This window comes from Treponema denticola, from assembly GCF_024400535.1.
Classification (GTDB): Bacteria; Spirochaetota; Spirochaetia; order Treponematales; family Treponemataceae; genus Treponema_B; species Treponema_B denticola_C.
Window position 1 is genome coordinate 457,892 of the sequence record NZ_CP038800.1, and the last position, 25,137, is coordinate 483,028.

The window sequence follows — 25,137 nt, forward strand, 5'->3', positions numbered from 1 at the left end:
ATTTTGATAAAAATTAAACATAACACAAGTCCTTAAGAAGTTACACATTTGACCATATTAAAATAAAAGATAGGATTTGTCAAGCTATAAATTTGTTCTCCCGATTGTTTTTTTTTGAATTTTTTGCTATTATTTTTGCTTAAATAAGATTTTGGAGAATGTGAAAATGCTTGATAAGATGCGTAACATAGGAATAATGGCTCACATAGACGCTGGAAAAACCACCACGACCGAGCGTATTTTGTTTTATACGGGAAAAATTCATAAGATAGGCGAAATAGATGACGGTCAAGCAACCATGGACTGGATGGCACAAGAACAGGACAGGGGAATCACTATCCAAAGTGCCGCCACCACTACTTATTGGAAAAACTTTCAGATAAATATAATCGACACTCCCGGGCACGTAGACTTTACGGCCGAGGTAGAACGCTCCTTGCGTGTCTTGGACGGAGCCGTTGCAGTTCTCTGTGCAGTCGGAGGAGTTCAGCCCCAGACCGAAACAGTTTGGCATCAGGCAGACCGGTACAAGGTTCCCCGCATTTGCTTTGTAAACAAGATGGACAGAATCGGGGCCGACTTTTTTGCAGTTTTAAAAGACGTACACGAAAAATTCGGCGTTGAAGTCGTGCCCGTTCAAATTCCTATCGGAGCAAGCGACAGCTTTGAAGGAGTTATCGATCTTATTGCAATGAAAGAAATTCACTGGGATGCCGCAACCGAGGGCGAAAAATACGAGTATACCGCAATAGCCCAAGACCGCCTTGCCTTGGCGGAAGAATGGCGCGAAAAAATGCTCGATACTATTTCTTCAGCCTCGGACGAAATCACCGAGCTCATCCTTGAAGGAAAAGATGTTCCCGAAGAGCTTATCAAAAAAGAAATAAGAAAGGCGGTTTTAAATCAAAACTATATTCCGTTTTTGTGCGGATCTGCACGAAAGAATATCGGAGTTCAGCCTTTAATCGATGCAGTCGTCGACTTTTTGCCCGCCCCCGATGAGGTTCTTCCGGCAGAGGCCTTTAATCCCAAGAAGGAAGAAAAGCTTTCTGTTCCGTGTAAGGTGGAAGGGGCTCCCTTAGGCCTTGTATTTAAAATTCAATATGATAAGGATGCAGGAAGCCTTTGCTATGTCCGAATGTACTCGGGTAAAATCAAATCGGGCGATCAAGTTTTTAATACGGGGAAAAAGAAAAGAGAACGCGTAAACAGAATCCTGCGTATGCATTCAAATAAGTCGGAACAAATGGATTCCGTTCAAGCCGGGGATATTGCCGTTTTTATCGGTTTAAAAATCTCTCAGACAGGAGATACTCTGGGCTCCGAGGGACAGCCTCTCTTACTTGAATCCATGCAATTCCCCGAACCTGTTATTTCCGTTTCGGTAGAACCTAAAAGCTTATCGGAAAGCGACCGCTTAAAAGAAGTTTTGGAAATTCTTTCAAAGGAGGATCCGACCTTTACAAGCCGCGAAGACAGTGAAACGGGACAGCTTATAATTTCCGGCATGGGAGAACTTCATATAGATGTTCTAACCCGCCGAATGTTGGATGATTTTAAGGTAGAAGCCAGAGTCGGAAACCCGCAGGTTACTTACAGGGAATCTATCACTACCGAAAAAACTCAAACCGAAAAATACAGCAAGCAGCTGGGCGGAAAAGACAATGAAGCTGAACTTACCCTTACTGTCCGTCCCCTTGAAAGAGGAAGCGGAAACCGCTTTGTTTCAAAAGTTAAAACCTTCCAGAAGTCCGGTTCGGGCGGCACCAATGCTCTCCCCGAAGAGCTTTTAGAAGCCGTTAAGCGTTCTATTGAAGGCTGCTTTAGTTCCGGCATCAAGGTAGGTTATCCTTGTACCGATATCGAAGTAGAACTTGTTTCGGTAAAATACAATGAACTTACGGCAACCCCCTTCGCCTACGAAGCCGCCGCCGCAAAATGCTTTGATGATGCTTGCAGTGCAGCAGACCCCGTGCTCTTGGAGCCGGTAATGGCTGTGGACATTATGAGTCCCAAAGAATTCGTCGGAGATGCAATGAGCCAAATCACTCAGAGGGGAGGCTTAATCTCAAGCATGGATTCAAAGGCAAGTACCGACATTGTACACGCTCAAGCCCCCATGGCAAAGATGTTCGGCTTTTCCACCGACCTCCGTTCAGCCACACAAGGAAGGGCTTCCTTTACCATGAGCTTCAGCCATTTTGAAATTAAGCGCTAGTTTTAGGATAGGCCGTTCATTCTAAAAAAGATATTAACGATTTTTTTAACCGATAAAGCCTCTTTTACCGTTTTTTACTATAAAAAGGGCTTTATTTTATTGACGATTGAAGACTTTTTGCCGATAATAGGTGCAGATTATGTATAAATTTAAATTAAATTTGCGAAAAAGCTATTTATCAGGTTTTATATTTTTAAATATTCTCTTGGGCACCCTTGTTTCTGAAGAAAGTTCATTGAATTTTGGAGGGGTATCAGGTTGGAATAATTTAGTTTATACCAATAATGTGGAAGAAAGGGACGGCAAATTCGGTTTTAGATCTTTAGGGCTTTCATCCTCTGCTCAACAAATTACCGAAATGACGGATATGTATTTAAGCTTTGATTCTAAAGATGTTATTGAAGAAACCGGAGCTTACAGTGTAGTAAAATCTTCCATTGTTCATCTTGATGCCGATAAAGCAAAATTCGGAGAAGGGGCAGCCCTTTGTACTTATAATTCAAACAAGGAAAGTCTTATCTTAAAGCCGGCAAAGGGAGCTTTTTTTGCAGGATCAAAAATATTAAAATCATTTACTATAGAATTCTGGCTATGCCCACAAACTACCGAGAGCGGAAGCACTATCTTACGGTGGTGGACATCCCTGGTTGACGGCAGAAAAACTATGTACCAAAATATTGCTGCCGGTATTTTTAACAATAAAATGGAGTGGTCATTTTTAAATATATGGCAAGATAAAAATAATAAAGGAATAGATGTCAGGCTCTCAGGAAAATCGAATATAATCCCGGAAATTTGGAGTCATCATCTTATTACATATGATGATAGCACAGGCCTTTTAGAATATAGAATGAATGGAAGATCGGAAGGTATTATTTATATGACCGATACGGGCAGGGAGAGCAATCAAATCCTATATTCGGTTTTAGGGACATCTTCCGATGTTCTAGTAGGCTTAAATTATTCCGGATTACTGGATGAACTTAAAGTAACTAACTTTTTTTCCAAATTCGGGATGCCTTGGGAAATTTCTTCCCTATTTGAAAAATATCCGGCTGAGGGCGGACGAATTGAAACCAACATAATAGATACCGGCGGGAATAAGTCGCGGCCTCTTATTTTAAAAGCCCATTATGAACAGCCTGAGCAAACCGATACGGAGTTTTTTATCAGAGCGGCCGATAGTCCTTTTAATTGGAGTGGGACATATCCGGAATGGAAGAGCATAAAACCTAATACTCCGATAAAAAATATCTCCGGAAGATTTTTTCAAATTGCATGTGATATTTATCCGAATGCATCAGGTCTTAAATCTCCATTGATCCATTCTTTTTCTTTAGAATATGAAAAAGACAACCCGCCTCTTCCTCCCGTAAAGATTATTGCAAGAGCTTCTGACTCATCGGTGGAACTTTTTTGGGCACCTTCAATAGATGCGGATGTAAAAGGCTATTTAATATATTTCGGGAATAGAAATGGAGAATATCTTGATTCGAATTCTCCCATCAATGCAGGAAATGTAACAAATTATAAGATAGAGAATTTACAAAACGGTAAATTATACTTTTTTTCGATTGCTGCTTATGATGAAGAAAATGGGGAACATGCAGGTGATACATCAAAAGAAGTCTGGGCCAGACCTCTTCAAAGTAAAAAGGAAGTAACAAATGTCGAGTAATTTGAACATTATAATGGAGCAGGCAAATTCGGCTATTCTATCGCGGGATTATGATTTTGCAGAAAAAATTTTACTGAATCAGTTAAAAAAAACAAAAAAAACGCCTGATGAATATTACAAATTAAAAACCATGTTGGGAAAATTATATATTAGATCCGGAGAAATAAAAAAAGGATTGGAAGTTTATAAGGAATTAAATAGTCTTAATCCCAATGATGTAGAAATACTAAATAATTTAGGTGTTATTTATAGACATCTTGAATTATATAATGAATCCGTAGTTATACTTGAAAAGGCTAAAGCGATAGACAGTAAAAATGAAACAACTCTATATAATTTAGGAAATACCTACAAGCAAAAAGGGGATTATCAACAGGCTCTGAAGAGTTTCTTAAAAGTTCTTGAGATAAAACCTGACGATGCTCTTGCATATAACCATTTAGGAAGTGTCTATTTTCTGTGTAAAGAATATCAAAAAGCCTTAGATGCTTATAAAATAGGTTTAAAAGTAGACCCTAATCATCCCTTTTTGAATTTTAATCTTGCTGAATTATATAAAACACAAAAGCTTTATAAAGAAGCAGTCAACTCATATCAAGCCGCTTTAAAAACAAAACCTAACTGGTATGACGCATTAGTTTCTATTGCCGATTGCTATGTTGAGATGGGTGAATTACAAAAAGCTATCGAAGCATATAAAACAATTATCGATTCTAATGGTAAGTCTGAAAATAGTTTAACAAAACTGGCAGAGCTATATGAAAAAAATAATGAATATAAAAAAGCGGAAGATTTTTATAAAAAGGCAATATCGTTAAATGAATATTTTCTGCCGGCAGTTTTGGATTATTCAAATATGCTAAAATCTCAAAAAAGGTATTTTGATGCTTATAATATTTTAATAAATAATAAAGATAAACATGCAGATAATAAAGAACTTATGTTAAGCACGGCTGATGTATGTTTGATGCTGGAAGATTATTCAAAAGCTAAAGAAATATTAAACAACTTGAGTGCTAAAATAAAAGGAGATAAAGAAATACTCAAAATGCAAGGGAAACTTTTTTCCGTATTGGGTGATACAAAAAAAGCTGAACAGATTTTTGAGCATTTACTCCAGATTTCGCCAAGTGAAATAAATTTACGTTCAGAATTGGCAGACCTATATTTACATAATGATAAATACAAAGAAGCGGCGGATGAACTTACAAAATATCTAAATGAAAAACCTCAAGAAATTTCTGCAAGGCTAAAGTTGGGACAAGCTTATGAACAAATGCAAAAATATGATTTGGCAAAAAACGAGTACAATAAAATAATAAAAAATGATTCAAAAAATACGGATGCTCTTACCGCAATTTTAAAATTAAATGAAAAAGAAGGAAATACGGCTGATGCTGTAAAGCTTGCGAATGATATTGTTGATATCCAAACAGATAATATGGATAATGATAATATAAACAGTCTATCCGAATCCGTTCAATTATATGAAGATGCTGTGCGCTCATATGGTAATGACGGTATTCTAAACAAAAATCTTGAAAAACTTCGTCCTCCGCAGGAAGAACTCGATATGAGTCTTGAACCGGAATTTAATGAGCCGGGAGATTTAAATTTTGAAAATGATGAAGAGCTGACTTTAAGCGAAAGTTTTGAATCTATGCCTGACTTAGAAATGCCTTTTAATGATTTAATTGAACTGGCTGACGATGAGGCTATGCAAAGAGACGAGGACGATGAATCTTTAGAAAGCTTGGTCTATGTTGATGCTCCGATTGATGATAGTCCTGAATTAAAGGATGAATATGAAACTCTTGAATTCGGCAGTCCCTTAGGAGGAAATAGCAGTAAAAATGATATTCCTGAAGAAGAATTTCAACTTCCGGATACCTTTGCTCCCGCTCAAAATGAATCTAAACCTCAGAATCCTCAAATGCCGAACGAAGCTTATCAAGAGCCTTATAATGAAAATTTTGATGAACAGCCTTATCGGCCTCAACAAAGGATGAGCCCTCAAAAACCTGATGCTGATATAGCGCCTCAGTCTGCAGTGAGCCTCGAAGAGCCGGAAGATATATATGCGGACAGCGGTATTCAAAAAGAAGCCGGAGGGGCTGCTAATCCTGTCCATGCTCCTAAAAACTCATCCGGCAGCTCTTTAAGTAAACCGCAGGAGGAGCTTAACACAAATGATAAAGGAATCGATAAACCAAGTCGTCCCCTGCTTGAAGATACCCCTGAAAGCATAGATGAAACTCCGGAATTAAGTTTAGAAGTGCCTGAAGATAATGAAGACAACGATTATGCTATTAAAACTGATGCCGAATCCGCTCCTGATTCCCTTATACCTTCTTCATTTGAAGATCCCGAAAAAAGCAGCTTAATCGGAGAGAGAAAAAATGATAATCAGGAAAATCTTTACTCTACAGCCTTACCTCATAATTTAAAAAAATCTCCTCAATTTGAAGAAGAACTTGATACAATTGAAAGCTATGAGATAGTTAAACTCTTTGTCTACTTACGTGATATGATGGACAATCTCCCCGCTGCAGATCTAAAAGATTTTCTTATAAGCAATGAAAGAATTCAGATGGAATATGTTATAAATAAATTATCAGGCGATGTCGGATTAAAGCGCAGAATGATTCTTATAAACGTAAAAGATACGCTTAAAAAAGCAATAGAACCTAAGAGTTCTACCGATAAGACATTAAAAGATGTTCTGGGCTATTTGCGTATAGTGGCCTCTAAGCTTCCTGATAAGGGATTTGCATCAGCCTGCATTATAAAGATAGACAATTTAATCAAACAAATTGGATAAGTCTTTTAAATAGCTGGACAAAATATAAAATATATATTATTATTTTAAAACATCAGGAGTTTTAATATGGAATTAAATAAATATATAGATCACACTATTCTTAAACCTATGGCCTTAGAAAAGGATGTATTAAAAATATGCAATGAGGCAAAGGAATATCATTTTGCTTCCGTATGTGTAAATCCGTGTCATGTTGCTTTAGTGAAAAAAGAACTAAAAGGTTCGGATGTAAAAGTTTGCAGCGTAATTTCTTTTCCTTTTGGAACATCTACAACAGATGTAAAATTAGAAGAAGCTATAAAAGCCATTGAAGACGGTGCTGAAGAAATAGACATGGTTATAAATGTAGGAAAACTTTTAGAAGGTAACTTAGAATACACTCAAAACGAAATCAGCCGAATAACAAAAGCTTGTCATGCTAAAAAAGTTCTTCTCAAAGTGATAGTAGAAACCTGCTACCTTGAAGAAAAAAATATTGCAGATATTTGTGCAATTATAGAAAATGCGGGTGCCGATTTTATAAAAACCTCTACCGGTTATGGAACGAGAGGTGCTTCAGTAGAAGATATAAAACTTTTTAAAAAATATTTAAAAAAAGATACTAAAATTAAAGCTTCCGGCGGAATTCGTACACGGAAAGATGCCGAAACATACATAGGTCTGGGTTGTTCCAGAATAGGTGCAAGCAGCGGCATTGCAATAGTGAGTGAACAATAACATAATAAAGTTTCCGTTTATTATCACAATTTAAAAATTATTGAGAAATCTTGACAATTAACTTGACAGCTAAAAAGAAATTATGTATACTAAAGAAAATAGCATTGCTATTTTTTAGTGGAAGGCGGTTCGTTTATGAGCAAAAGTGAAGATACCAAACAACTGATTTTGGATACGGCTAAACGGGAGTTTTTGGAAAAAGGCTATAACGCTGCCTCTGTCCGCACAATTGCAAAGAAAGCCGGTTTAACGACCGGTGCGATTTTTCGGTATTATGCGGATAAGGCCGCTTTGTTTGAAGCCCTTGTCTCCGAAGCGGCAGACGGCTTGGTCGAACAATTTAAGGCGGCCCAAGAGGCACACTTTGAGTTGATTCCTAAAGACAGAACTGCGCAAAGCCGAGATTTATCGACAGAGTATTTACGTCACTTTGTAAATTACGTGTATGACCGTTTTGATGAGTTCAAGCTTGTGCTTTGCTGCGCGGAAGGCACAAAATACGCAAACTATATTCATGATTTGGTAGAGCTTGATGTGGAACGTACCGAAACATATTACCGTCTATTGCGGGAAAAGGGAAAAATCAAAGGGAGCATCAGTTATGAACTTCATCATATGATTACAAGTGCCTATTTTACCGCAGTATTTGAAACCGTAGTACATGACATGCCAAAAAAACAGGCGATGGGATATGTAGAAGAAATCGCCGTTTTCTTTAATTCAGGATGGGAGGGGCTTTTAAAGCTAGTATGAGAAGAATATGAAAAATAAAAAAATTAACACATTACAGACCAAGGATTTTATTTCTATCGGTGTTTTCTCGCTTGTTTATTTTGCGGCTGCTTTTATCATCGGCGGTGTTGCGCAGATGACACCGGTTACATTTCCGTTTATGCCGATGATTGTCGCGTTGTTTGCGGGCAGTATTTTTATGCTATATACCGCAAAAATTCCAAAACGGGGTGCAATTTCGATTTTGGGGATTTTAGCAGGATTGTTGCTCTTTATTACCGGAATGTTTTGGATGATGTCGGTCTTTTTTATCATCTTCGGTTTTATTGCAGACGGTATTGCATCTTTCGGCGAGTTTAAATCTTTTAAGAAAAACCTTACGGCGTATTGTATTTTTGCGCTTGCACCGATGGGGGCGTATATACCGATGGCAGTGATGCCCGCTCAGTTTGATGCGTTTATGCGCAAAAAAGGAGACTTTTCATCTTTTGCCGAAGTCATTAACGCAATCGGTGCTAACCGATGGGTGGTTCCGGCAATGATAGCGGGAACGGTTGTGTGTGCAATAATAGGCGGAATGATCGGAAAAAAATTGCTGAAAAAACATTTTGAAAAAGCGGGAATTGTGTAAATGTTTTTGGATCCCCGCACCAAATTACTCATTCTTGCAATTACGAGTGTATCGGTTTTTTTGAATGAGAGTACGCTGATAGAAGGTGCTTTTATATTTATCCCCTTTTTGCTGCTCTTACAGGCAAAACATATTCGGCTTGCATTTAAAAGCGGTGCGGCCTTTATCATTTTGCTGGCACTGCCGATGCTGCTAGTGCCGCACCTCCCGGTAACGGCAGGCGGCATTCTCTATATGTTTGCCGTATACATACGCAAACTCATTCCGTGTTTTATGCTTGGTTCCCTTCTTATTCGGACAACTAAGGTAAGTACTTTCTTGGCGGCAATCAGCCGCTTACACCTGCCGAAAGGTTTTACCATTGCATTATCGATCACGCTGCGCTATTTTCCGACAATGACGGAAGAATGGGGTTTTATCAAGGATGCGATGTCCTTGCGGGGCATATCGGCATCTCCTGCAGGATTGCTTTTTCATCCGGTAAGAACAATGGAATATGTGTATGTACCGATGCTTGTGTCAGCGTCAAAAATATCCGACGAGATAACACAGGCTGCTATTACTCGGGGAATAGATCATCTTGAACGGAGGAGTTGTCTTGAAAACATAAGGTTCCGGATGAGGGATGCACTCCTGCTCATTCTTTACTCGAGTCTTGTTGTGCTTATCATTTTTAATACTGCAAAAGGAGCGGTTCTTCCTTGATTACTTTACGGAATATTTCTTTTTCTTATAATGGAACAAAAGAAAATAATTTGTGTGATATATCTCTGCATATCCCGAAAGGACAATGCGTTCTGCTCTGCGGCGGTTCAGGCTGCGGTAAAACAACATTGACTCGGTTAATTAACGGTTTAATTCCCCATTTTTTTGAAGGTGAATTTTCCGGAGAAGCAATTATAAATGGAATGAACAGTGCGGAAGCGGATATTGCGCAGCTTTCCGATAGCGTCGGTACGGTCTTTCAAAATCCAAGAACACAGTTTTTTAATACCGATACCGATAGTGAAATCGTATTCGGTTTGGAAAACCGAGGACTTCCTCCGGAGCAATTACTGAGCCGCCTTGAAAAAGTTACCGAGGATTTACAGATACAAAACTTGCGCGAACGCAGCATCTTTGAACTTTCCGGAGGAGAAAAACAAAAGATCGCGTTTGCTTCAGTGTATGCTGCCGAGCCTGAAATATTTGTCTTGGATGAACCTTCGTCTAATATGGATTATCATTCTATCAAAGAACTGAGCGAACTGATTAAAAAAATCAAATTACAGGGAAAGACTATCGTCATTGCCGAACATAGGATATGGTATTTGATGGATATAGCTGATAGGGTGATTTTTATGGAAAACGGAAAGATTGCACAGGATATGGATATTCAAACGTTTGTAAATCTGCCTGAAGCGCAAATAAAACATATGGAATTGCGCTGTAGAAATCTTGCTGATGTTAAAGCAGAGACTGTAAACGCAACTCCCGATATAAGTGCATCTTCCGATGTACGCGTATCTTCCGGCGGACATACGTTTGAAGTAAAAGATATTACCGTCAAATTAGGGCATACATCCGTTCTGCAAGATATTTCGTTTTCTACAAGAGGAGGAGAGATTATTGCAATAACGGGAGAAAATGGAGCGGGGAAAACGACATTGGCGCGTACGCTATGCGGTCTTACACAAGAAGCAGCGGGAAGCATATCTTTTGACGGCAACCCCCTATCGAGAAAAATGCGGAGAGAGCGTTCATATATGGTGATGCAGGATGTCGGTCATCAGCTTTTTACGGACAGCGTATATGCCGAATGCCGATTAGGTATCAAAGACTTGCCGGATCCCGCTATCGATGAAGTGTTAACGGAACTCTCGCTTAACCGGCTAAAAGAGAGGCATCCGCTTTCCCTTTCCGGCGGGCAAAAGCAGCGGCTTGCAGTAGCGGTCAGTGTACTGTGCGGAAAGGACATCCTTATCTTTGATGAACCCACCAGCGGACTTGATCTTAAAAGCATGCAAGAGGCAGGACGCATAATCAAGCGGCTGGCGGACGATAAAAAGACTGTTATCGTTATCACCCATGATATTGAGTTTATCAAAACAATCTGTTCGCGTGTACTGATTTTATCCGGCGGAAAGATTGTCAAAGAACTGTGCGGCGAAAAAAAGAATGAACTTGAAATGCAGCTGGAGACATTTTAACAACACGGAAATGATGGATTGAAATACGGTATATGCATTCGTAAGGGTGAGATAAAATGTTTTTTATTACTTGAAAAAGCTGATTTTTTTATGTAATATATTATATAGATCTAATATATGTTATGTGGACATCCACATTGGGGTACGGAGAAAAAAATGTCAAAAATCTTTTATAAGTTTAAGAATATAAATCAATACACGATAGATTCTATTAAAAATAAATATTTCTATTTTTCTACACCGCAACAATTAAATGATCCTGTAGACTGTCGAACTCCATTTTGTTATGACGCAACAAATTCAGAAATACTAAAATGGATAAAACATGCAAAGAAAATGGGAAGATTAATTGGGGAAAATCCTTCAACTTTTCCATTTAATACTGTCGATAAAGTAAAAAAAAGTATTGCTAGTACAGGTATTTTAAAAAGAATATTTGAAAATGCAGAAAATAATTCTGCTAATAAATTCCATCTTCTTAGTTTAACTGATGATTTTAATAATGCAAAAATGTGGAATCATACTGATTATTGTAATAACTTCAGTGGTATTTGTATTGGTTATTTATCTGAGCAAGTACAGCAGCAAAATTTTGGTAGTTATTTTATAAAAGTAAAAGGAACTGTTTCAACAAGAACTCCCTATTTTCTTAAATATAATTCTGACTATTATTTTGTTTTAAAAAAGGTTGAATACGATAATGATAGACTACATTGTTATAATCCTTTTAAGGAGCAATATGATAAAAACTATATGCTAAATTTAAACAGTGAAAGTTTTAACAGTCAAAACATAAAATATAATTTGTTTCATAAAACAAATAATTGGAAATACGAAAACGAATATCGAGGTTTTTATTATTGTATCGAAGATGATGATTCAAAAGTTTATTATGATGAAAATATTATTGAAAGTATAAGTTTTGGTAGTAATGCCTCAAAACCTGACATCAATACTATAATTAATTGTATAAAAATGAATTATAACAATTTTGATAAAATAAAATTTTATACTGTTGTGCAAATAAATAATACCATTATTAGGACTGAAATGAAAATCACATAACACAGTTTTCAAAGCCGACAACGCAGACAAGCTGCGTTGCGGTTTAAAACAATGTTAGGTAGATGCTTACAACACAGAGGATAAAAAATGAAAAGAAAATTTATAACGCCAATTTTTCTGATTATAATTTTTGGAGAAATAGTGGTTGCACAAAATTCTAAAAATATTCAGACAAATGAGTCAATAACTATAACAGAGTTTTGCTCCCTTAATCTCAATAAGGAAATAAGCGTAAAAATTCAAGATGAACTTTCGTCGGAAAAAATTCACAATCTGACGTTGGCCTGTAATAGTGATGAAAAAGGTAAAATCGGTCCTATTGATTTGGATTTGAGTAATTGTACATTTAAAAATAAAGAATGTAATATTTTCATTACAAATCTAAAAAATGTCAGGTCTCTGGTACTGCCGAAAACTACAAAAACCATCACCTTCTGTCTTGCCTCAGATATGGAGAATATAACTCTTCCCGACGGGCTTGAGCGAATCGAAAAACAAGCATTTTTCAGAACTAAGTTGAAATCTATAGAAATTCCGGAATCGGTTCAGTATGTAGGTGCGCTTGCATTCGGTGATATAGAAAATTTGCAATACATAAAGATATTTAATAATCCGCATAAGACAAAATGGTCTTACATTTGGAATAAATGGAATGATGCAAAAATACTTGAAGACGATGCAGTTTTTCTTCCGAAAGAAAATGATTCTAAAGAAAAATACGGTATAATTCGGTTTTCAAAAGCTGATTATCATAGAGCGTTTGACACAGTTGACATGGAAATTTATCTAAATAAAAAGCCCGGGGAAAATCAAAAAGCCGTCTTACATTTTTATGATGCCCATAACAAAAACGAAAGCGCCGGTGACATAGAAATTGAAGTGAAGAAAGGTAAGAAAACGATTACAATAAAAAAATATCCTGCAGCAAATTTCTTCATTTCTGAAACTAACGATTATTACACTATCATAAATGAGTGCGGTGATTATTGGATAAAACTCTGCTGCGAAATTGAATTCTCCGATGGTACAACAATTCCTCTGGAAGGTTTTTGTTATATTTATGAAGAACCGATTCCCGCCGGCATATCATAAAATAATCGTCTATACCGTTTTCAAAGTCGACAAAACGAACAAGCTGCAAATGCAGGCTAAGCGGAAGTTACAAAAACGAAAGGAGAAAAAAATGGAGTCGAAAAGAATAGGAGCATTTTTAATTGATTTTAGTCAAAACGATAAATTAGTTAATCAACTGAATTTTATTATAGAAATAGATAAAGTTAAACATATTTTCCGGCAATCAAAATTATTTAATTCCGAAAGATTGGAAAATGATGCCGAACATTCTTGGACAATTTCAATAATGTGTATTTTGTTAAAAGAATATGCCGATTTTGAAGTTAATATTGAAAAAGTTATTTCAATGCTATTAATCCATGATATTGTTGAAATAGATGCAGGAGATACCTTTTTATATTCTTCACAAAGAGATGAATCTTATAATAATGAAAAAAAAGCAGCGGATAGAATATTCGGTTTATTGGAACCGGATCAAAAAAAATATTTTTTAAGCTTATGGGAAGAATTTGAAGAAAGAAAAACGAATGAAGCAAAATTTGCTTCCGTATTTGATAGATTGGAACCTATAATTCAAAATTATATGTCTGAAGGTTATTCTTGGAAGAAAAATAACATAACATATGATATGGTAATAAATAAGAATATACATATTAAAGAAGGCTCGGAAAAAATATGGAATTTTGTCCTGCAATTATTGGGAAAAGCCGTTGAAAAAGGATATTTAATTAAATAACAGAAAATGTATAATTACAGTTTTAGCGGTAGTCTGTACTTTTCAGTTCTTCCATTATTTGTTATATATGGGTAAAACTATCACACTGTACGCAATTAAATTGTATCCCATATGAGCAAGTATACAAGAAAATATTGAGCCTGTATGAAAATAAAGTAAGCCTAAAATCACACCACAAATAAATGAAGGAACTATTTGAGCTATATTGAAATGGAGCATAGCAAAGAGTGCTGCAGATATAAGTAAGGCAACAATTTTTCCATAATTTATTGATAGACCCTCAAGCAGAAATCCTCTCATTAAGATTTCTTCAAGAATAGGTGCAAGTATGCAAAAGTCAAGTAAACCGATAATTGGTGCAGCTCTTATTAATTGAATTGTTTGTTGATAATTTTCTCTGCTTGATGGAAAAAAACTTTCAAATATAGGATCTAATCCTTTATCTAAAAGGAAATAGAATAATATGGAACAGCCTACAGCTAATATTAATCCTTGAAAAGAAATATTCGTAAATAAATTAGGTCTGAAATTTGTTTTTCTCATTAGTAAAACAAGGAATATAGTCATACACAAAATAACAGTAATTATATTCAAAACTCTGCTATGTTCAGGGGCTATCTTTCTCCATATCGAAACATCAAGAATAGTATACAAGATCATAAAGCCAAACCAAACAAGCACCCACAAAATGCCTTTTCCTATAGATATCCCATTGTGCATAAAATATGTTCCCTCCATATAACTTACCCTAAATATTCTTTTCTTTTTATACCATAAATTCTCAATAATATCCACAGGAATACTCTATTTTTCACTATTTACCGGCAGTATATCATCCTAAATTCATTTTTTTCTACCATATGATGATAATAATACTCGGTAAATTATTAAAAAAATAGCATTGCTATCTTGACAGTCAAAAAAGGATTATGTATACTAAATAAAATAGCAGTGCTATTTTATTTAGTAGGAGACAATAATGAAAAACTCTGAACATACAAATCAAAAAAATGCTTTGCAGTATTTATTTGGGCTTGCAAAACCGTGCAAAGGTCTTCTAATAAGTTCCGTGATTTTTGCGGTTTTGGGAGCAGCGGCTGGAATTGTTCCATATCTTGCCGTATCCCGCGTTATCATTCGGATATGCGCACGGGATTATACCTTACAGGCAATTTTTGTAACGGCTCTTATTGCGCTTGGCGGGTATCTTGGACAGTTATGTTTGTCAACACTTTCTACGATACATTCTCACCGTGCGGCCTTTACCGTGCTGAAAAATATCCGTATGCAGCTGACGGCAAAGCTCTCCCGCGTTCCGATGGGCTTTATATTGGACACCCCTTCCGGTAAATTCAAAACAATGCTGGTCGATACGGTAGAAAAACTGGAATTACCGCTTGCTCATATCATACCGGAACTGACGGCAAACCTGTTGATTCCCTTTTTAATGTTAGTCTATTTCTTTTATCTTGATTGGCGCTTAGCGCTTACCGCGTTTGCAACATTTCCGCTCGGTCTTATTTGTTATATGGGGATGATGAAGGACTACGAAAAACGGTATGCAAAAGTTCTTACAGCAAGTAAAAATATGGATGCCTCAACGGTTGAATACATCGGCGGCATTGAAGTGATAAAAGCCTTTAATCAAAGCACCGTATCATATCGGAAATATACTGAGGCAATCACGGAAAATGAAAATGCTAAAGCGGAATGGTTTAAAAAGACCAATCCCTACTACGCTGCGGGAATTGCAATTGCTCCTTCCAGTTTGTTAGGTGTGCTGCCCCTCGGCTGTTGGTTTTTTATACACGGGAGCATATCCGCCGGAAGTTTTATATCGTGCATTATCTTGTCGCTCGGTCTTATTGCACCGCTCATTCAGGCGCTGCGTTACACGGACAGCCTTGCAATGGTAGACTCCACAGTAAAAGAAATTGCGAAACTCCTGGAAGCGGAAGAAATGAACCGGCCGGAAAATGCTGTGCCCATTAAAGAAAATACTATTGCGTTTTCTCATGTATCGTTTGCATATAGCGATACGGAAGTTTTGCATGATATTTCATTTCAAGCGGTTCCGAATGGAATGACTGCATTTGTCGGTCCGTCCGGTTCAGGAAAATCTACCGTTGCCCGATTAATCGCCTCGTTTTGGGAAGCGAGTACAGGCTCGGTTATGATGGGCGGCTGCGATGTACGAAACATTCCGCTTTCGCAAGTAATGGAGCGGGTTGGCTATGTTTCACAGGACAATTATTTATTCCATTTATCCATTCGGGAAAATATACGGATTGGGAAACCGGACGCGACGGATGCCGAGATAGAACAAGCTGCAAAGAAAGCAAGCTGTCACGATTTTATCAGCGCACTTCCTCAAGGTTATGATACGGTCGCAGGAGACGGAGGGAATAATCTTTCCGGCGGAGAGAAGCAGCGCATTGCAATCGCACGCGCAATACTAAAAGACAGCCCCATCATTGTACTGGATGAAGCGACAGCTTTTACCGATCCCGAAAATGAAGCTGTCATTCAGCGTTCCATCGGAGAACTGGTCGCAGGAAAAACATTGATCGTCATTGCGCATCGGCTTTCGACTATCACGATGGCGGATAAAATTATCGTTATGAATCACGGAAGAATTGAAGCGGAGGGTGGGCATCAATCGCTTTTGGAATCGTGCGAACTGTATCGCACGCTTTGGAATGCGCACATCAGCGTAAGCGACAAAAAGGAGGAGGCTGTATGATTAATATGTTTAAACGATTGTTGCATTTTTCAGGTGCGGAAAAAAGAAGATTGATACTCTCTTTTATTTTTCATATCGGTAATTCGTTTTTTGAGATGCTTCCCATTATGGCAATTCTGACGGTTCTCTCCGGAATCCTTTCCGCCATTTCAGGAAATGGAATGCCGTACAAAACGATTTGGGTATCTCTCGGAATTATGCTGCTCAGTGTTGTAGGCAAAATCATTTTCATCAATATCGCTTCCATAAATAGAACATTGGGAAGTTTTGCCATGTGCAGCGAGTGGCGGATGAACCTCGGCGAAAAATTAAAGCGCGCACCGATGGGATATTTTAGTGAGCATCGATTAGGAGACATTACCGCTGCGGTTACCACCACACTCGGCGATCTTGAAACAAGTGCGGTAACGGTGCTGGAGGCGGTTGCAGGCGGATTTATTCATGCCTTTGTTATCAATGTATGGCTATTGGTTTATGAATGGAGAATCGGATTGCTGATGTTTGCAGGTCTTTTAATCTCGTTCTTGATTTATGCAAAAACTCAAGCCGCGGGAGAAAAATATTCACCGCGCAGACAGGCGGCACAAGCACAACTGGTAACCGGTATTTTGGAATACATTCAAGGGATGACAGTGGTAAAAGCATTCGGACTCGGCGAGCAATCCGGTAAAACGGTTGATGCAGCAATCAGTGAAAGTGCAGCGGCAAATATCATTTTGGAAAAAATCTTCTCCGAACTCGCAGCTGCTTTTCAAACAATATTCAAAGTAGTTAGAGCTGCGATGCTGATTACGGTTCCATATCTTTTAATGCATGGAAATATAACACCGGAAAAGTGTTTGTTGCTGACTGTCGCAAGTTTTATGATTTATGCAACCGTGGAACTTGCCGGAAGTATGGCAGCTGTTGCACGGGTGGTTGATGCCTCTCTTGACCGGCTGGAAGAAATATCGGATATGCCGTTGTTGGATGAAAACGGTACGGAGCATATTCCGAATAATTATGACATTACGGTTCGGAATATTTCTTTTTCTTACGATAGGGATGACACAAAAGAAGTGATACGGAATGCCGATTTTACGGTGCCGCAGAAAACAAGCTGCGCGATTGTCGATCCGTCCGGTTCGGGAAAAACAACACTGTGTAATTTAATTGCGCGCTTTTGGGACGTCGACGATGGTGAAATTTTACTCGGCGGTATCAACGTTAAAGATTACACATGCGACAGTCTTTTAAAAAATTTTTCTATTGTGTTTCAGCAAGTATATCTGTTTGAAGATACAATAGAAAACAATATCCGTTTCGGTAAGCCGGATGCAACGATGGACGAAGTGATTGCCGCAGCAAAAAAAGCCTGCTGTCATGATTTTATCATTGCATTGCCGGACGGCTATCAAACTAAAATCGGCGAAAACGGAGCAACATTGTCGGGGGGAGAAAAGCAGCGTATCTCCATCGCGCGGGCAATTCTCAAGGATGCACCTGTTGTTATTTTAGACGAAGCGACGGCCAGTGTCGATCCTGAAAATGAACACGAGTTGCAAACAGCCATAGAGGAGCTGACTAAAAATAAAACACTCTTGATGATTGCTCATCGTTTAAATACGGTACGCAAAGCGGATCAAATTATTGTGCTTGACGAAGGTCGTATTGTGCAGCGGGGCACTCATACCGAGCTTATGCAGCAGAAAGGTTTGTACCGGAGATTTGTCGGCATCCGTGAAGAAGCAATTGGGTGGAAGATTGATCGGAGAGAAGCATGAAATATAAAAGGTTTTATTCACGCAGAGGTTTTGTTGATTCAGGGAAATTAACGCCGCACATATTAGAGCATATAGATGCGGCGCATAAAGAAAAAATGCAACTTCTTATTCAAGAACTCGATCGCGGAGCATGGACAAAAAAACAAAAGAAGCGGCAAAAAAGCAGTATCATATCAAACATAGCGCTTTATAAAATTTTTATCGGCAACGGAATTCCTGCACAAGAGGCAAAGGAATTTGTAAAAGAATATTCTTTTTATATTGCAGAAAAAGCACACCGTATTTTGAATGCATTGTTTCATATTCCCGGCTTTTTTAAGCTGTTCCGTTTTTTTATGAGAAAGGGAATGACCGGTGAAGAAATTTGGATAAGTAAAACTTTAGCCGACAATGCTCATGAATATTCTATGGATGTTTTAAAATGTCTTTGGTTTGATACCTGTACCTATTTTAACTGTCCTGAAATCTGTGAGATATTTTGTTTATGCGATCATATCGTCTTCGGAAATATAAAAAAATTGCAATTCGACAGAAGCGAAACCTTAGGAATAGGCGGCAAGAAATGCGACTTTTGTTTTCATTCTAAGACAAATACCGTGAAGAGGTTTTAAACTCAAATATTTTTAAACAAATCGATACTTTCCTGTTTTGCTTTGTGTCATTTTAGATTGAAAATTAGTAGTTTTTGCGGTATAGTGAGGAATTGGAAGGCTTTAATGAACTATAAGAACCATAATCATATAATTCAAGAAGATAATATAAAACTAAGGCCAATATGTGAAACAGATTGGGAATATTTATTTAAATGGAATAAAGATAAAGAAATATTATATTTTTCAGAAGGTGATGATATTTCTGAATATTCTAATGAAGAAACAAAACAGATATATACATATGTTTCACAAAAAGCAGATATTTTTATTATTGAATATTTAAATGAAATAATTGGCGAGTGCTGGCTTCAAGAAATGAATTTAAACGATATTATGGAAAGACTACCAAATAAAAATATTTATAGAATTGATTTAATGATTGGTAGGAAAGAGTTGTGGAACAAAGGAATTGGAAGCAGAGTCATAAATATGCTTACAAAATATGGGGTTACCGAGAAAAAAGCTGATATGATATTTGGTGTTATTTTTGATTATAACTTACGAAGTCTAAAAGCATTTTCAAAAAATAAATATGTAGAATATAATAGAGTAGAAATAAATAGTAGTAAATCAAAAGAAGAAATAAGATTGGTATATAGAAATTTTACCTAATAACGGCCTCAACCGGAATTGCCGATTGGTGTTTAAGTTAAGCCAAGGTTATATTCATGCACTGCTGGAGTTTTAAAAGGAAACCATACAAAAGATGTTTCCGGCAGTTTGGATTATGTTCTAAAGGTTTCGGATAATATATACTGAAAAATACTTTATGCAGAACATTTTCAGTATTTCCCTGGCTTTCAATGATTTTTAATTGACATAAGCTGCTTTATTCTATATACTTATTTTTGTAAAACTTTTCATGGGAGGTACGATAAACAGTTCGGCAGAAATTCAGCCTCACTGTTTATCTGCCGAGTTTTGTACCTTTGGTACAAAACTTCGCATTATTATAGGAGAACTTATGTCAAACACATCTACAGTAAAAACACTTCCTCTGGTTCCGTTTAAGGAAATGCCTTATACGAGACCGGATATGAAGGCTATTGAAAAGGGCTTTGCCGATGCCCTATCTAAATTTAAGGCAGCATCTTCGGTAAAAGAACAAATCGAAGCTATCGATATGGTGCAGGCTATCAACCGCGAGTACAGCACCATGTCTTCTTTGGCCTCGGTCAGGCATACCATCGACACAAGGGATGAATTCTACGATAAAGAGAATGACTTTTATGATGAAGCAGGACCTCTTTTTAGTAAGCTTTCAAACGAATTCGGTGCAGAAATGGTCAAGTCCAAATTCAGAGCCGAGCTCGAAAAGGAATTCGGTTATCAGATCTTTGATTTAACAGATCTATCCTTAAAGGTATTCAGTCCCGAAATTATGGACGATCTCATGACCGAAAACAAACTGACCAGTAAATACAGTAAGCTCATAGCTTCTGCCCAAATCGAATTCCAAGGCGAAAAGCGAACCCTTTCCCAATTAAGTCCCTTTATGCAGGACATGGATAGGGAGGTAAGAAAGGCGGCAGCAAAGGCCTACTACAGTTTTTTTGAAGAAAATGAAGCCGAATTCGATTCTATCTATGATGAGCTTGTAAAGGTTCGTACAAAAATAGCAAAAAAACTGGGCTACAAAAACTTTGTTCAGCTTGCCTATGACCGCCTTGGCAGAACCGAGTACAATGCCGAAATGGTCGCAAAATACCGCAAGCAGATTTACGAGCTTGTTGTTCCCATCGCCCAAAGTTTAAAAAAACGCCAAAGCAAGAGGTTAAAGCTGGATAAGGTTTATTATTACGACTCAGGGCTTAAATATCTTACCGGGAATGCCGTTCCTCAAGGCGAGCCTGATTGGATTGTAGAACAGGCAAAGAAGATGTACAATGAGCTTTCGCCCGAAACAAGCGAATTCTTTAAGATGATGACCGATTACGGCCTGATGGACTTACTTTCAACCAAGGGAAAGGCAGGCGGCGGCTATTGTACGGGCTTCCCCTTGTACAAGGTACCCTTTATCTTTGCAAACTTTAATAAAACCCAGCACGATGTTGAGGTTATGACCCACGAAGCAGGCCATGCCTTCCAAGCCTATCAGAGCAGAAATGCGCGCCTTCTCGAATACGGATGGCCGACGCTTGAAGCTTGCGAAATTCACTCTATGAGTATGGAGTTTTTTACATGGCCATGGATGGAGCTGTTCTTTAAACACCAAACCGAAAAATTTAAGTTTACCCATCTTTCCGGAGCCTTCGAATTCCTCCCTTATGGAGCGACAGTCGATGAGTTCCAGCACTGGGTATATGAAAACCCCGAAGCAAGCCCTGCCGAAAGAAAGGCCGAATGGCATAAAATCGAATTAAAGTATAATCCTTCAATTGATTATGCCGATAACGGCTACCTGAACCGAGGCGGCTTTTGGGTGAAGCAGGGACACATCTTTGCTTCTCCGTTCTATTACATAGACTACACATTGGCCCAAGTTTGTGCCTTACAGTTCTGGGTAAAAGCCAATGCCGACCGCAAAAAAGCTTGGGAAGATTATTTGCGCCTTTGCAAGGCCGGCGGAAGCCTTCCCTTCTTGGAGCTTTTAAAACTTGCAAACCTAAAAAATCCCTTTGAAGAAGGCTGCATCGCTTCGGTTACCCCCGAATGTGAAAAATGGCTTAATTCTATAGACGATTCAAAACTGTAACAGCACAAATGAATCCCCAGCCTGTCGCCGCGTTTGATGACAAGGCATTAAATGCGGCGAAGCATCCAAAACCGTTCCTATCGATAAATTAGCGGTTTTGTAAGACGAGCCCTGTACGAAAAGAATATGACATAACAGGCACTATGAGAAGTTCGCAGACGGCAGGGTAAAGGATATCGAGGACGAAATTCCGTTTACCGTGCCGGAAGGGTGGGCGTGGTGCAGGTTGGGGGAAGTCGCAGATATTGCGAGAGGCGGCTCCCCGCGACCTATTGAAGACTTCATTACTGATAAAGAAAATGGCATAAATTGGATAAAAATAGGTGATACAGTTCCGGAAAGTAAATATATAACTTCTGCAAAAGGAAAAATCAAACCCGAAGGCAAAAAATATTCTCGTTTTGTTCATGTAGAGGACTTCCTACTAACAAATTCTATGAGTTTCGGTCGGCCTTATATTTTAAAAATAGATGGCTGCATACATGACGGCTGGCTTGTTTTTGCTGATATAATAAAGTATCTTCTAAAAGATTTCTTGTATTATGCTCTAAGTTCTCAGTATATTTACAACTCATTTTCTTTGGTTGCCGCAGGTTCAACTGTCAAAAATTTAAAGGCTGATACGGTAAAGCAAGTTTTATTTCCCCTTCCTCCACTCTTAGAGCAGAAGCGTATAATTACAAATATAGAAGCTATTTTCGCACAGATAGATATCCTGGAACAGGACAAAGCCGATCTGCAAACAGCTGTCAAACAGGCGAAGTCAAAAATCCTTGATCTTGCAATCCGAGGGAAGCTTGTTCCGCAAGATCCTGCCGATGAACCTGCGTCCGTGATGCTGGAAAGACTGCGTACGGAAAAAGAGGCTAAAATCGCAGCCGGAGAGATAAAACGCAGCAAGAATGATTCGCATATTTATAAAAATTCTACTGATAATTGTTATTATCAAAAATATACCGATGGCTGCGAGGAAAATATTTCTGATGAAATTCCGTTTACCGTACCGGAAGGATGGATGTGGTGTAGGTTGGGAGAGATTTCCAGTGAGTTAGGCGATGGAATTCATGGAACTCCCGAATACAAACAAAATGGAAGTTGCTATTTTATAAATGGCAATAATTTATCGAATGGTAAAATTATAATAAAAAAGGAAACAAAAACTGTAGGTGAAGAACAGTATAGAAGATATAAGAAAAGTTTATCTTCTAAAACCATGTTTGTTTCGATAAATGGAACACTTGGGAGCATTGCTTTTTATAATAATGAACATATAATTTTAGGAAAGAGCGTATGTTATTTTAATTTAGTTAATGAAAGATTGAAATATTTTTTTTAATTTTTACTTAATAGTCAATATTTTCAAAAATATGCAAAGGAAGTTGCAACAGGTTCAACAATAAAAAACGTATCTCTAAAATCAATGAACAGTTTTCTTATTCCCCTTCCCCCGCTTTTCGAGCAACAAAGAATTGTGGCTAAAATTGAAGAACTGTTTGCTCAGCTTGATCTTATCACGACTGCGCTTTGACATATACACATAATACAGTTATAATACCAATGTGATAAAGAGTGTTGCGGATAAAGAAACAGAACTTGTTTATAAGGATAATAGACAATGCAAAATAGAAACTTGCACCGCACTTGAAGAAATAAAGACTTATTCTTATACATAAGAATAAAATATATAGGAGGATAAGCAAATGACTAATATCTTAGATTTCCCTGACTTTCCATTTGAATTTGAACAGAATAATGAGCAAAAAGCTCAAGATATTGTTTATGATGCATGGGATAGTGACTCATCCGCACAACGGAAACGATTAGCGAAAAAAGCACTTGAACTTGATCCGAACTGTGTAGATGCATACTGCATTCTGGCAACAGAGTATACATCATATAAAAAGAAAAATGAGTATTATAAGAAAGGAATAGAAGTATTTAGAAAAAAATATGGGGAGAAGTATTTTTCAGAAAATAGTGGATATTTCTGGGGAATACTTGAAACAAGGCCGTTTATGCGGCTTTCGGCAGGATATGGACAATTATTATGGGATAATGAGAAAAAGGATGGAGCAATACAAATATATGAAGAGTTATTACAATTGAATCCGAATGATAATCAGGGATTACGCTATACTTTGATAAACTGGTTGATAGACCAAAATCAGTTGGACAAAGGAACGGAATTACTAAAACAATATCAGGAAGAGACTGCATTCATGTTGTTTAGCGACCTATTACTTTCTATAAAAAAACAAGAAAGCGACACAAAAATCTTAAAAAAATACATAAAAGCCAAAAATGCAAATCCGTATGTAGTGAAATATTTACTGCATGAAAGTGAATTGCCTGAATATTTACCGGACTATTATGGATTTGGTGATGAAGATGAGGCCGTAACATATTGTTTTGGTTCGATGGATGTATGGATAAAAGATCAAGATACTATTAAAAAACTAAAAGAGATTAGCGATGAATAACAGTCGATTCAAGTTGACAATAGAGGCAAGTTCAGTTACTGTTGGATGAGAATATTAGGCGAACTATACTTCGCAGAACATAATAAAAAAGGAGTGTGCTATGAGAATTATTACTTGGAATTGTCGATATGGTTTTTCAAAAGAGAAGATCGATTATATTGCCGAATTACATCCGGATCTATTGGTTATTCAGGAATGCATGGAATCTGACATGATAGAGTGTAAAAAAGTATGGTTAAATGTAGATTGGTACGGCGATCATTTAGAATTTAGTAAATACAGAAAAGGCGGAGATTTAGGTATAGGTATTTTTTCAAATAAATATACTTTTAGTATTTCTGAATTTCACAACACTGCAATTCGTTATGTCGTACCCTATAAAGTAAAAATTGAAAATACAGAGATATATTTATTTTCAGTATGGACAAAAACCGAAGGATGTAAAGAACCTTATATTGGACAAATCAATGAAGCATTGAATTATCCGGAATATCAGCCGTTATTAGATAATTCGATCTTTATCGGTGATTTCAATGCTAATAAGATATGGGATATAAAAGAAAATGTAAGCTCATTTGAAAATGCACTGTCCGGTATTAAATCGCATAATCTGAAAAGTGTTTACCATACATTCACCAATGAAAAGTTTGGACAAGAAAACCAAGCAACATCATATCAATCACAAGGCAATTATCATATTGATTATTGTTTTGTACCTAATAGCATAAGAGTTAATAATATAAAGCTATTAGAATTTGAAAAAACTAAAATTAGCGACCATTTACCAATGATTATTGATATATCTTTATAACAAAGATACATTATTTCCCTCCTGTTTAACCCGTCATTGCCTTTGTCATTACATATTAAGCAAATGTTAGTCATGCGGATAATTTGAAGCTAACGAACTGTCCAAAAACTGAAGTTTCTGGACAGTTTCAA

19 protein-coding genes and 2 pseudogenes are annotated in these 25,137 nt (G+C 37.4%); 20 read left to right on the top strand and 1 reads right to left on the bottom strand.

What is annotated here, in order from left to right; genetic code table 11:
• The first annotated feature begins 166 nt into the window (after nucleotides 1-166).
• The 11 genes from fusA to E4N78_RS02165 all read left to right on the top strand — a co-directional run bounded on the left by fusA (nucleotide 167) and on the right by E4N78_RS02165 (nucleotide 13,861).
• Nucleotides 167-2,218 (top strand): elongation factor G, encoded by a 2,052-nt coding sequence (gene fusA, locus E4N78_RS02115; protein WP_255811452.1) that lies wholly within the window; start codon nucleotides 167-169, stop codon nucleotides 2,216-2,218.
• A gap of 130 nt (nucleotides 2,219-2,348) precedes the next feature.
• Nucleotides 2,349-3,896, top strand: coding sequence for a fibronectin type III domain-containing protein (locus tag E4N78_RS02120; protein WP_370644999.1), 1,548 nt, complete (start codon nucleotides 2,349-2,351; stop codon nucleotides 3,894-3,896).
• Complete coding sequence (locus E4N78_RS02125) at nucleotides 3,886-6,717, top strand: tetratricopeptide repeat protein (protein WP_255811454.1); 2,832 nt, start codon at nucleotides 3,886-3,888, stop codon at nucleotides 6,715-6,717. The genes E4N78_RS02120 and E4N78_RS02125 overlap by 11 nt, the downstream gene beginning before the upstream one ends.
• Before the next feature lie 66 nt (nucleotides 6,718-6,783).
• The gene (gene deoC / locus E4N78_RS02130) at nucleotides 6,784-7,434 is read left to right on the top strand and encodes a deoxyribose-phosphate aldolase (protein WP_255811455.1); all 651 of its coding nucleotides are present in this window, start codon (nucleotides 6,784-6,786) and stop codon (nucleotides 7,432-7,434) included.
• Nucleotides 7,435-7,569: 135 nt separating this feature from the next.
• On the top strand, nucleotides 7,570-8,187 hold the full coding sequence (locus E4N78_RS02135) for a TetR/AcrR family transcriptional regulator (protein WP_255811456.1): 618 nt from the start codon (nucleotides 7,570-7,572) through the stop codon (nucleotides 8,185-8,187).
• A gap of 7 nt (nucleotides 8,188-8,194) precedes the next feature.
• Nucleotides 8,195-8,797, top strand: coding sequence for an MptD family putative ECF transporter S component (locus E4N78_RS02140; protein WP_253699359.1), 603 nt, complete (start codon nucleotides 8,195-8,197; stop codon nucleotides 8,795-8,797).
• Nucleotides 8,798-9,502: an energy-coupling factor transporter transmembrane component T family protein gene (locus tag E4N78_RS02145; RefSeq protein ID WP_255811457.1), complete on the top strand. Its 705-nt coding sequence runs from the start codon at nucleotides 8,798-8,800 to the stop codon at nucleotides 9,500-9,502.
• Complete coding sequence (locus tag E4N78_RS02150; RefSeq protein WP_255811458.1) at nucleotides 9,499-10,986, top strand: ABC transporter ATP-binding protein; 1,488 nt, start codon at nucleotides 9,499-9,501, stop codon at nucleotides 10,984-10,986. The genes E4N78_RS02145 and E4N78_RS02150 overlap by 4 nt, the downstream gene beginning before the upstream one ends.
• A 156-nt stretch (nucleotides 10,987-11,142) precedes the next feature.
• A complete protein-coding gene (locus tag E4N78_RS02155) occupies nucleotides 11,143-12,051 on the top strand; it encodes a DUF2971 domain-containing protein (RefSeq protein WP_255811459.1) in 909 nt (302 codons plus the stop codon).
• Nucleotides 12,052-12,138: 87 nt separating this feature from the next.
• On the top strand, nucleotides 12,139-13,143 hold the full coding sequence (locus E4N78_RS02160) for a leucine-rich repeat protein (RefSeq protein WP_255811460.1): 1,005 nt from the start codon (nucleotides 12,139-12,141) through the stop codon (nucleotides 13,141-13,143).
• A 91-nt stretch (nucleotides 13,144-13,234) separates the two neighbouring features.
• Nucleotides 13,235-13,861 (top strand): HD domain-containing protein, encoded by a 627-nt coding sequence (locus E4N78_RS02165; RefSeq protein WP_255811461.1) that lies wholly within the window; start codon nucleotides 13,235-13,237, stop codon nucleotides 13,859-13,861.
• A gap of 54 nt (nucleotides 13,862-13,915) precedes the next feature.
• Here the strand turns inward: E4N78_RS02165 and E4N78_RS02170 are convergent, their stop codons facing one another.
• Nucleotides 13,916-14,581: a CPBP family intramembrane glutamic endopeptidase gene (locus E4N78_RS02170; protein WP_253702458.1), complete on the bottom strand. Its 666-nt coding sequence runs from the start codon at nucleotides 14,579-14,581 to the stop codon at nucleotides 13,916-13,918.
• Nucleotides 14,582-14,840: 259 nt separating this feature from the next.
• On the opposite strand from E4N78_RS02170, the gene E4N78_RS02175 reads away from it, so the two are divergent.
• The 9 genes and pseudogenes from E4N78_RS02175 (at nucleotide 14,841) to E4N78_RS02215 (ending at nucleotide 25,006) form a co-directional block, all read left to right on the top strand.
• Entirely contained in the window at nucleotides 14,841-16,604 is a 1,764-nt protein-coding gene (locus E4N78_RS02175) for an ABC transporter ATP-binding protein (RefSeq protein ID WP_255811462.1), read from the top strand.
• Nucleotides 16,601-18,367 (top strand): ABC transporter ATP-binding protein, encoded by a 1,767-nt coding sequence (locus tag E4N78_RS02180; RefSeq protein ID WP_370645000.1) that lies wholly within the window; start codon nucleotides 16,601-16,603, stop codon nucleotides 18,365-18,367. Before E4N78_RS02175 ends, E4N78_RS02180 begins: the two co-directional genes overlap by 4 nt.
• Nucleotides 18,364-18,978: an L-2-amino-thiazoline-4-carboxylic acid hydrolase gene (locus E4N78_RS02185; protein WP_255811464.1), complete on the top strand. Its 615-nt coding sequence runs from the start codon at nucleotides 18,364-18,366 to the stop codon at nucleotides 18,976-18,978. Before E4N78_RS02180 ends, E4N78_RS02185 begins: the two co-directional genes overlap by 4 nt.
• A 105-nt stretch (nucleotides 18,979-19,083) precedes the next feature.
• On the top strand, nucleotides 19,084-19,632 hold the full coding sequence (locus tag E4N78_RS02190) for a GNAT family N-acetyltransferase (protein WP_255811465.1): 549 nt from the start codon (nucleotides 19,084-19,086) through the stop codon (nucleotides 19,630-19,632).
• Nucleotides 19,633-19,984: 352 nt separating this feature from the next.
• A complete protein-coding gene (locus E4N78_RS02195; protein ID WP_255811466.1) occupies nucleotides 19,985-21,715 on the top strand; it encodes a M3 family oligoendopeptidase in 1,731 nt (576 codons plus the stop codon).
• A gap of 133 nt (nucleotides 21,716-21,848) precedes the next feature.
• Nucleotides 21,849-22,571, top strand: a pseudogene (locus E4N78_RS02200) (restriction endonuclease subunit S); the annotation flags it as partial.
• 510 nt (nucleotides 22,572-23,081) lie between these two features.
• Nucleotides 23,082-23,243 (top strand): annotated as a pseudogene (locus E4N78_RS02205) (restriction endonuclease subunit S); the annotation flags it as partial.
• Between the two features lie 172 nt (nucleotides 23,244-23,415).
• Nucleotides 23,416-24,195, top strand: coding sequence for a tetratricopeptide repeat protein (locus tag E4N78_RS02210; RefSeq protein WP_255811468.1), 780 nt, complete (start codon nucleotides 23,416-23,418; stop codon nucleotides 24,193-24,195).
• 100 nt (nucleotides 24,196-24,295) lie between these two features.
• Nucleotides 24,296-25,006 carry an endonuclease/exonuclease/phosphatase family protein gene (locus tag E4N78_RS02215; RefSeq protein WP_255811469.1) on the top strand — a complete coding sequence of 237 codons (711 nt, stop codon included), beginning with the start codon at nucleotides 24,296-24,298 and terminating at the stop codon, nucleotides 25,004-25,006.
• Nucleotides 25,007-25,137: the final 131 nt, after the last annotated feature.

What these genes read in the sequence shown, in the direction of transcription:
- E4N78_RS02140 (WP_253699359.1), top strand. Translation starts at nt 8,195, where the DNA reads ATGAAAAATAAAAAAATTAACACATTACAGACCAAGGATTTTATTTCT.
- E4N78_RS02125 (WP_255811454.1), top strand. Translation starts at nt 3,886, where the DNA reads ATGTCGAGTAATTTGAACATTATAATGGAGCAGGCAAATTCGGCTATT.
- E4N78_RS02165 (WP_255811461.1), top strand. Translation starts at nt 13,235, where the DNA reads ATGGAGTCGAAAAGAATAGGAGCATTTTTAATTGATTTTAGTCAAAAC.
- E4N78_RS02145 (WP_255811457.1), top strand. Translation starts at nt 8,798, where the DNA reads ATGTTTTTGGATCCCCGCACCAAATTACTCATTCTTGCAATTACGAGT.
- E4N78_RS02135 (WP_255811456.1), top strand. Translation starts at nt 7,570, where the DNA reads ATGAGCAAAAGTGAAGATACCAAACAACTGATTTTGGATACGGCTAAA.
- E4N78_RS02175 (WP_255811462.1), top strand. Translation starts at nt 14,841, where the DNA reads ATGAAAAACTCTGAACATACAAATCAAAAAAATGCTTTGCAGTATTTA.
- E4N78_RS02190 (WP_255811465.1), top strand. Translation starts at nt 19,084, where the DNA reads ATGAACTATAAGAACCATAATCATATAATTCAAGAAGATAATATAAAA.
- E4N78_RS02155 (WP_255811459.1), top strand. Translation starts at nt 11,143, where the DNA reads ATGTCAAAAATCTTTTATAAGTTTAAGAATATAAATCAATACACGATA.
- E4N78_RS02210 (WP_255811468.1), top strand. Translation starts at nt 23,416, where the DNA reads ATGACTAATATCTTAGATTTCCCTGACTTTCCATTTGAATTTGAACAG.
- E4N78_RS02215 (WP_255811469.1), top strand. Translation starts at nt 24,296, where the DNA reads ATGAGAATTATTACTTGGAATTGTCGATATGGTTTTTCAAAAGAGAAG.
- E4N78_RS02185 (WP_255811464.1), top strand. Translation starts at nt 18,364, where the DNA reads ATGAAATATAAAAGGTTTTATTCACGCAGAGGTTTTGTTGATTCAGGG.
- deoC (WP_255811455.1), top strand. Translation starts at nt 6,784, where the DNA reads ATGGAATTAAATAAATATATAGATCACACTATTCTTAAACCTATGGCC.
- E4N78_RS02170 (WP_253702458.1), bottom strand. Translation starts at nt 14,581, where the DNA reads ATGCACAATGGGATATCTATAGGAAAAGGCATTTTGTGGGTGCTTGTT.
- E4N78_RS02180 (WP_370645000.1), top strand. Translation starts at nt 16,601, where the DNA reads ATGATTAATATGTTTAAACGATTGTTGCATTTTTCAGGTGCGGAAAAA.
- E4N78_RS02160 (WP_255811460.1), top strand. Translation starts at nt 12,139, where the DNA reads ATGAAAAGAAAATTTATAACGCCAATTTTTCTGATTATAATTTTTGGA.
- E4N78_RS02195 (WP_255811466.1), top strand. Translation starts at nt 19,985, where the DNA reads ATGTCAAACACATCTACAGTAAAAACACTTCCTCTGGTTCCGTTTAAG.
- fusA (WP_255811452.1), top strand. Translation starts at nt 167, where the DNA reads ATGCTTGATAAGATGCGTAACATAGGAATAATGGCTCACATAGACGCT.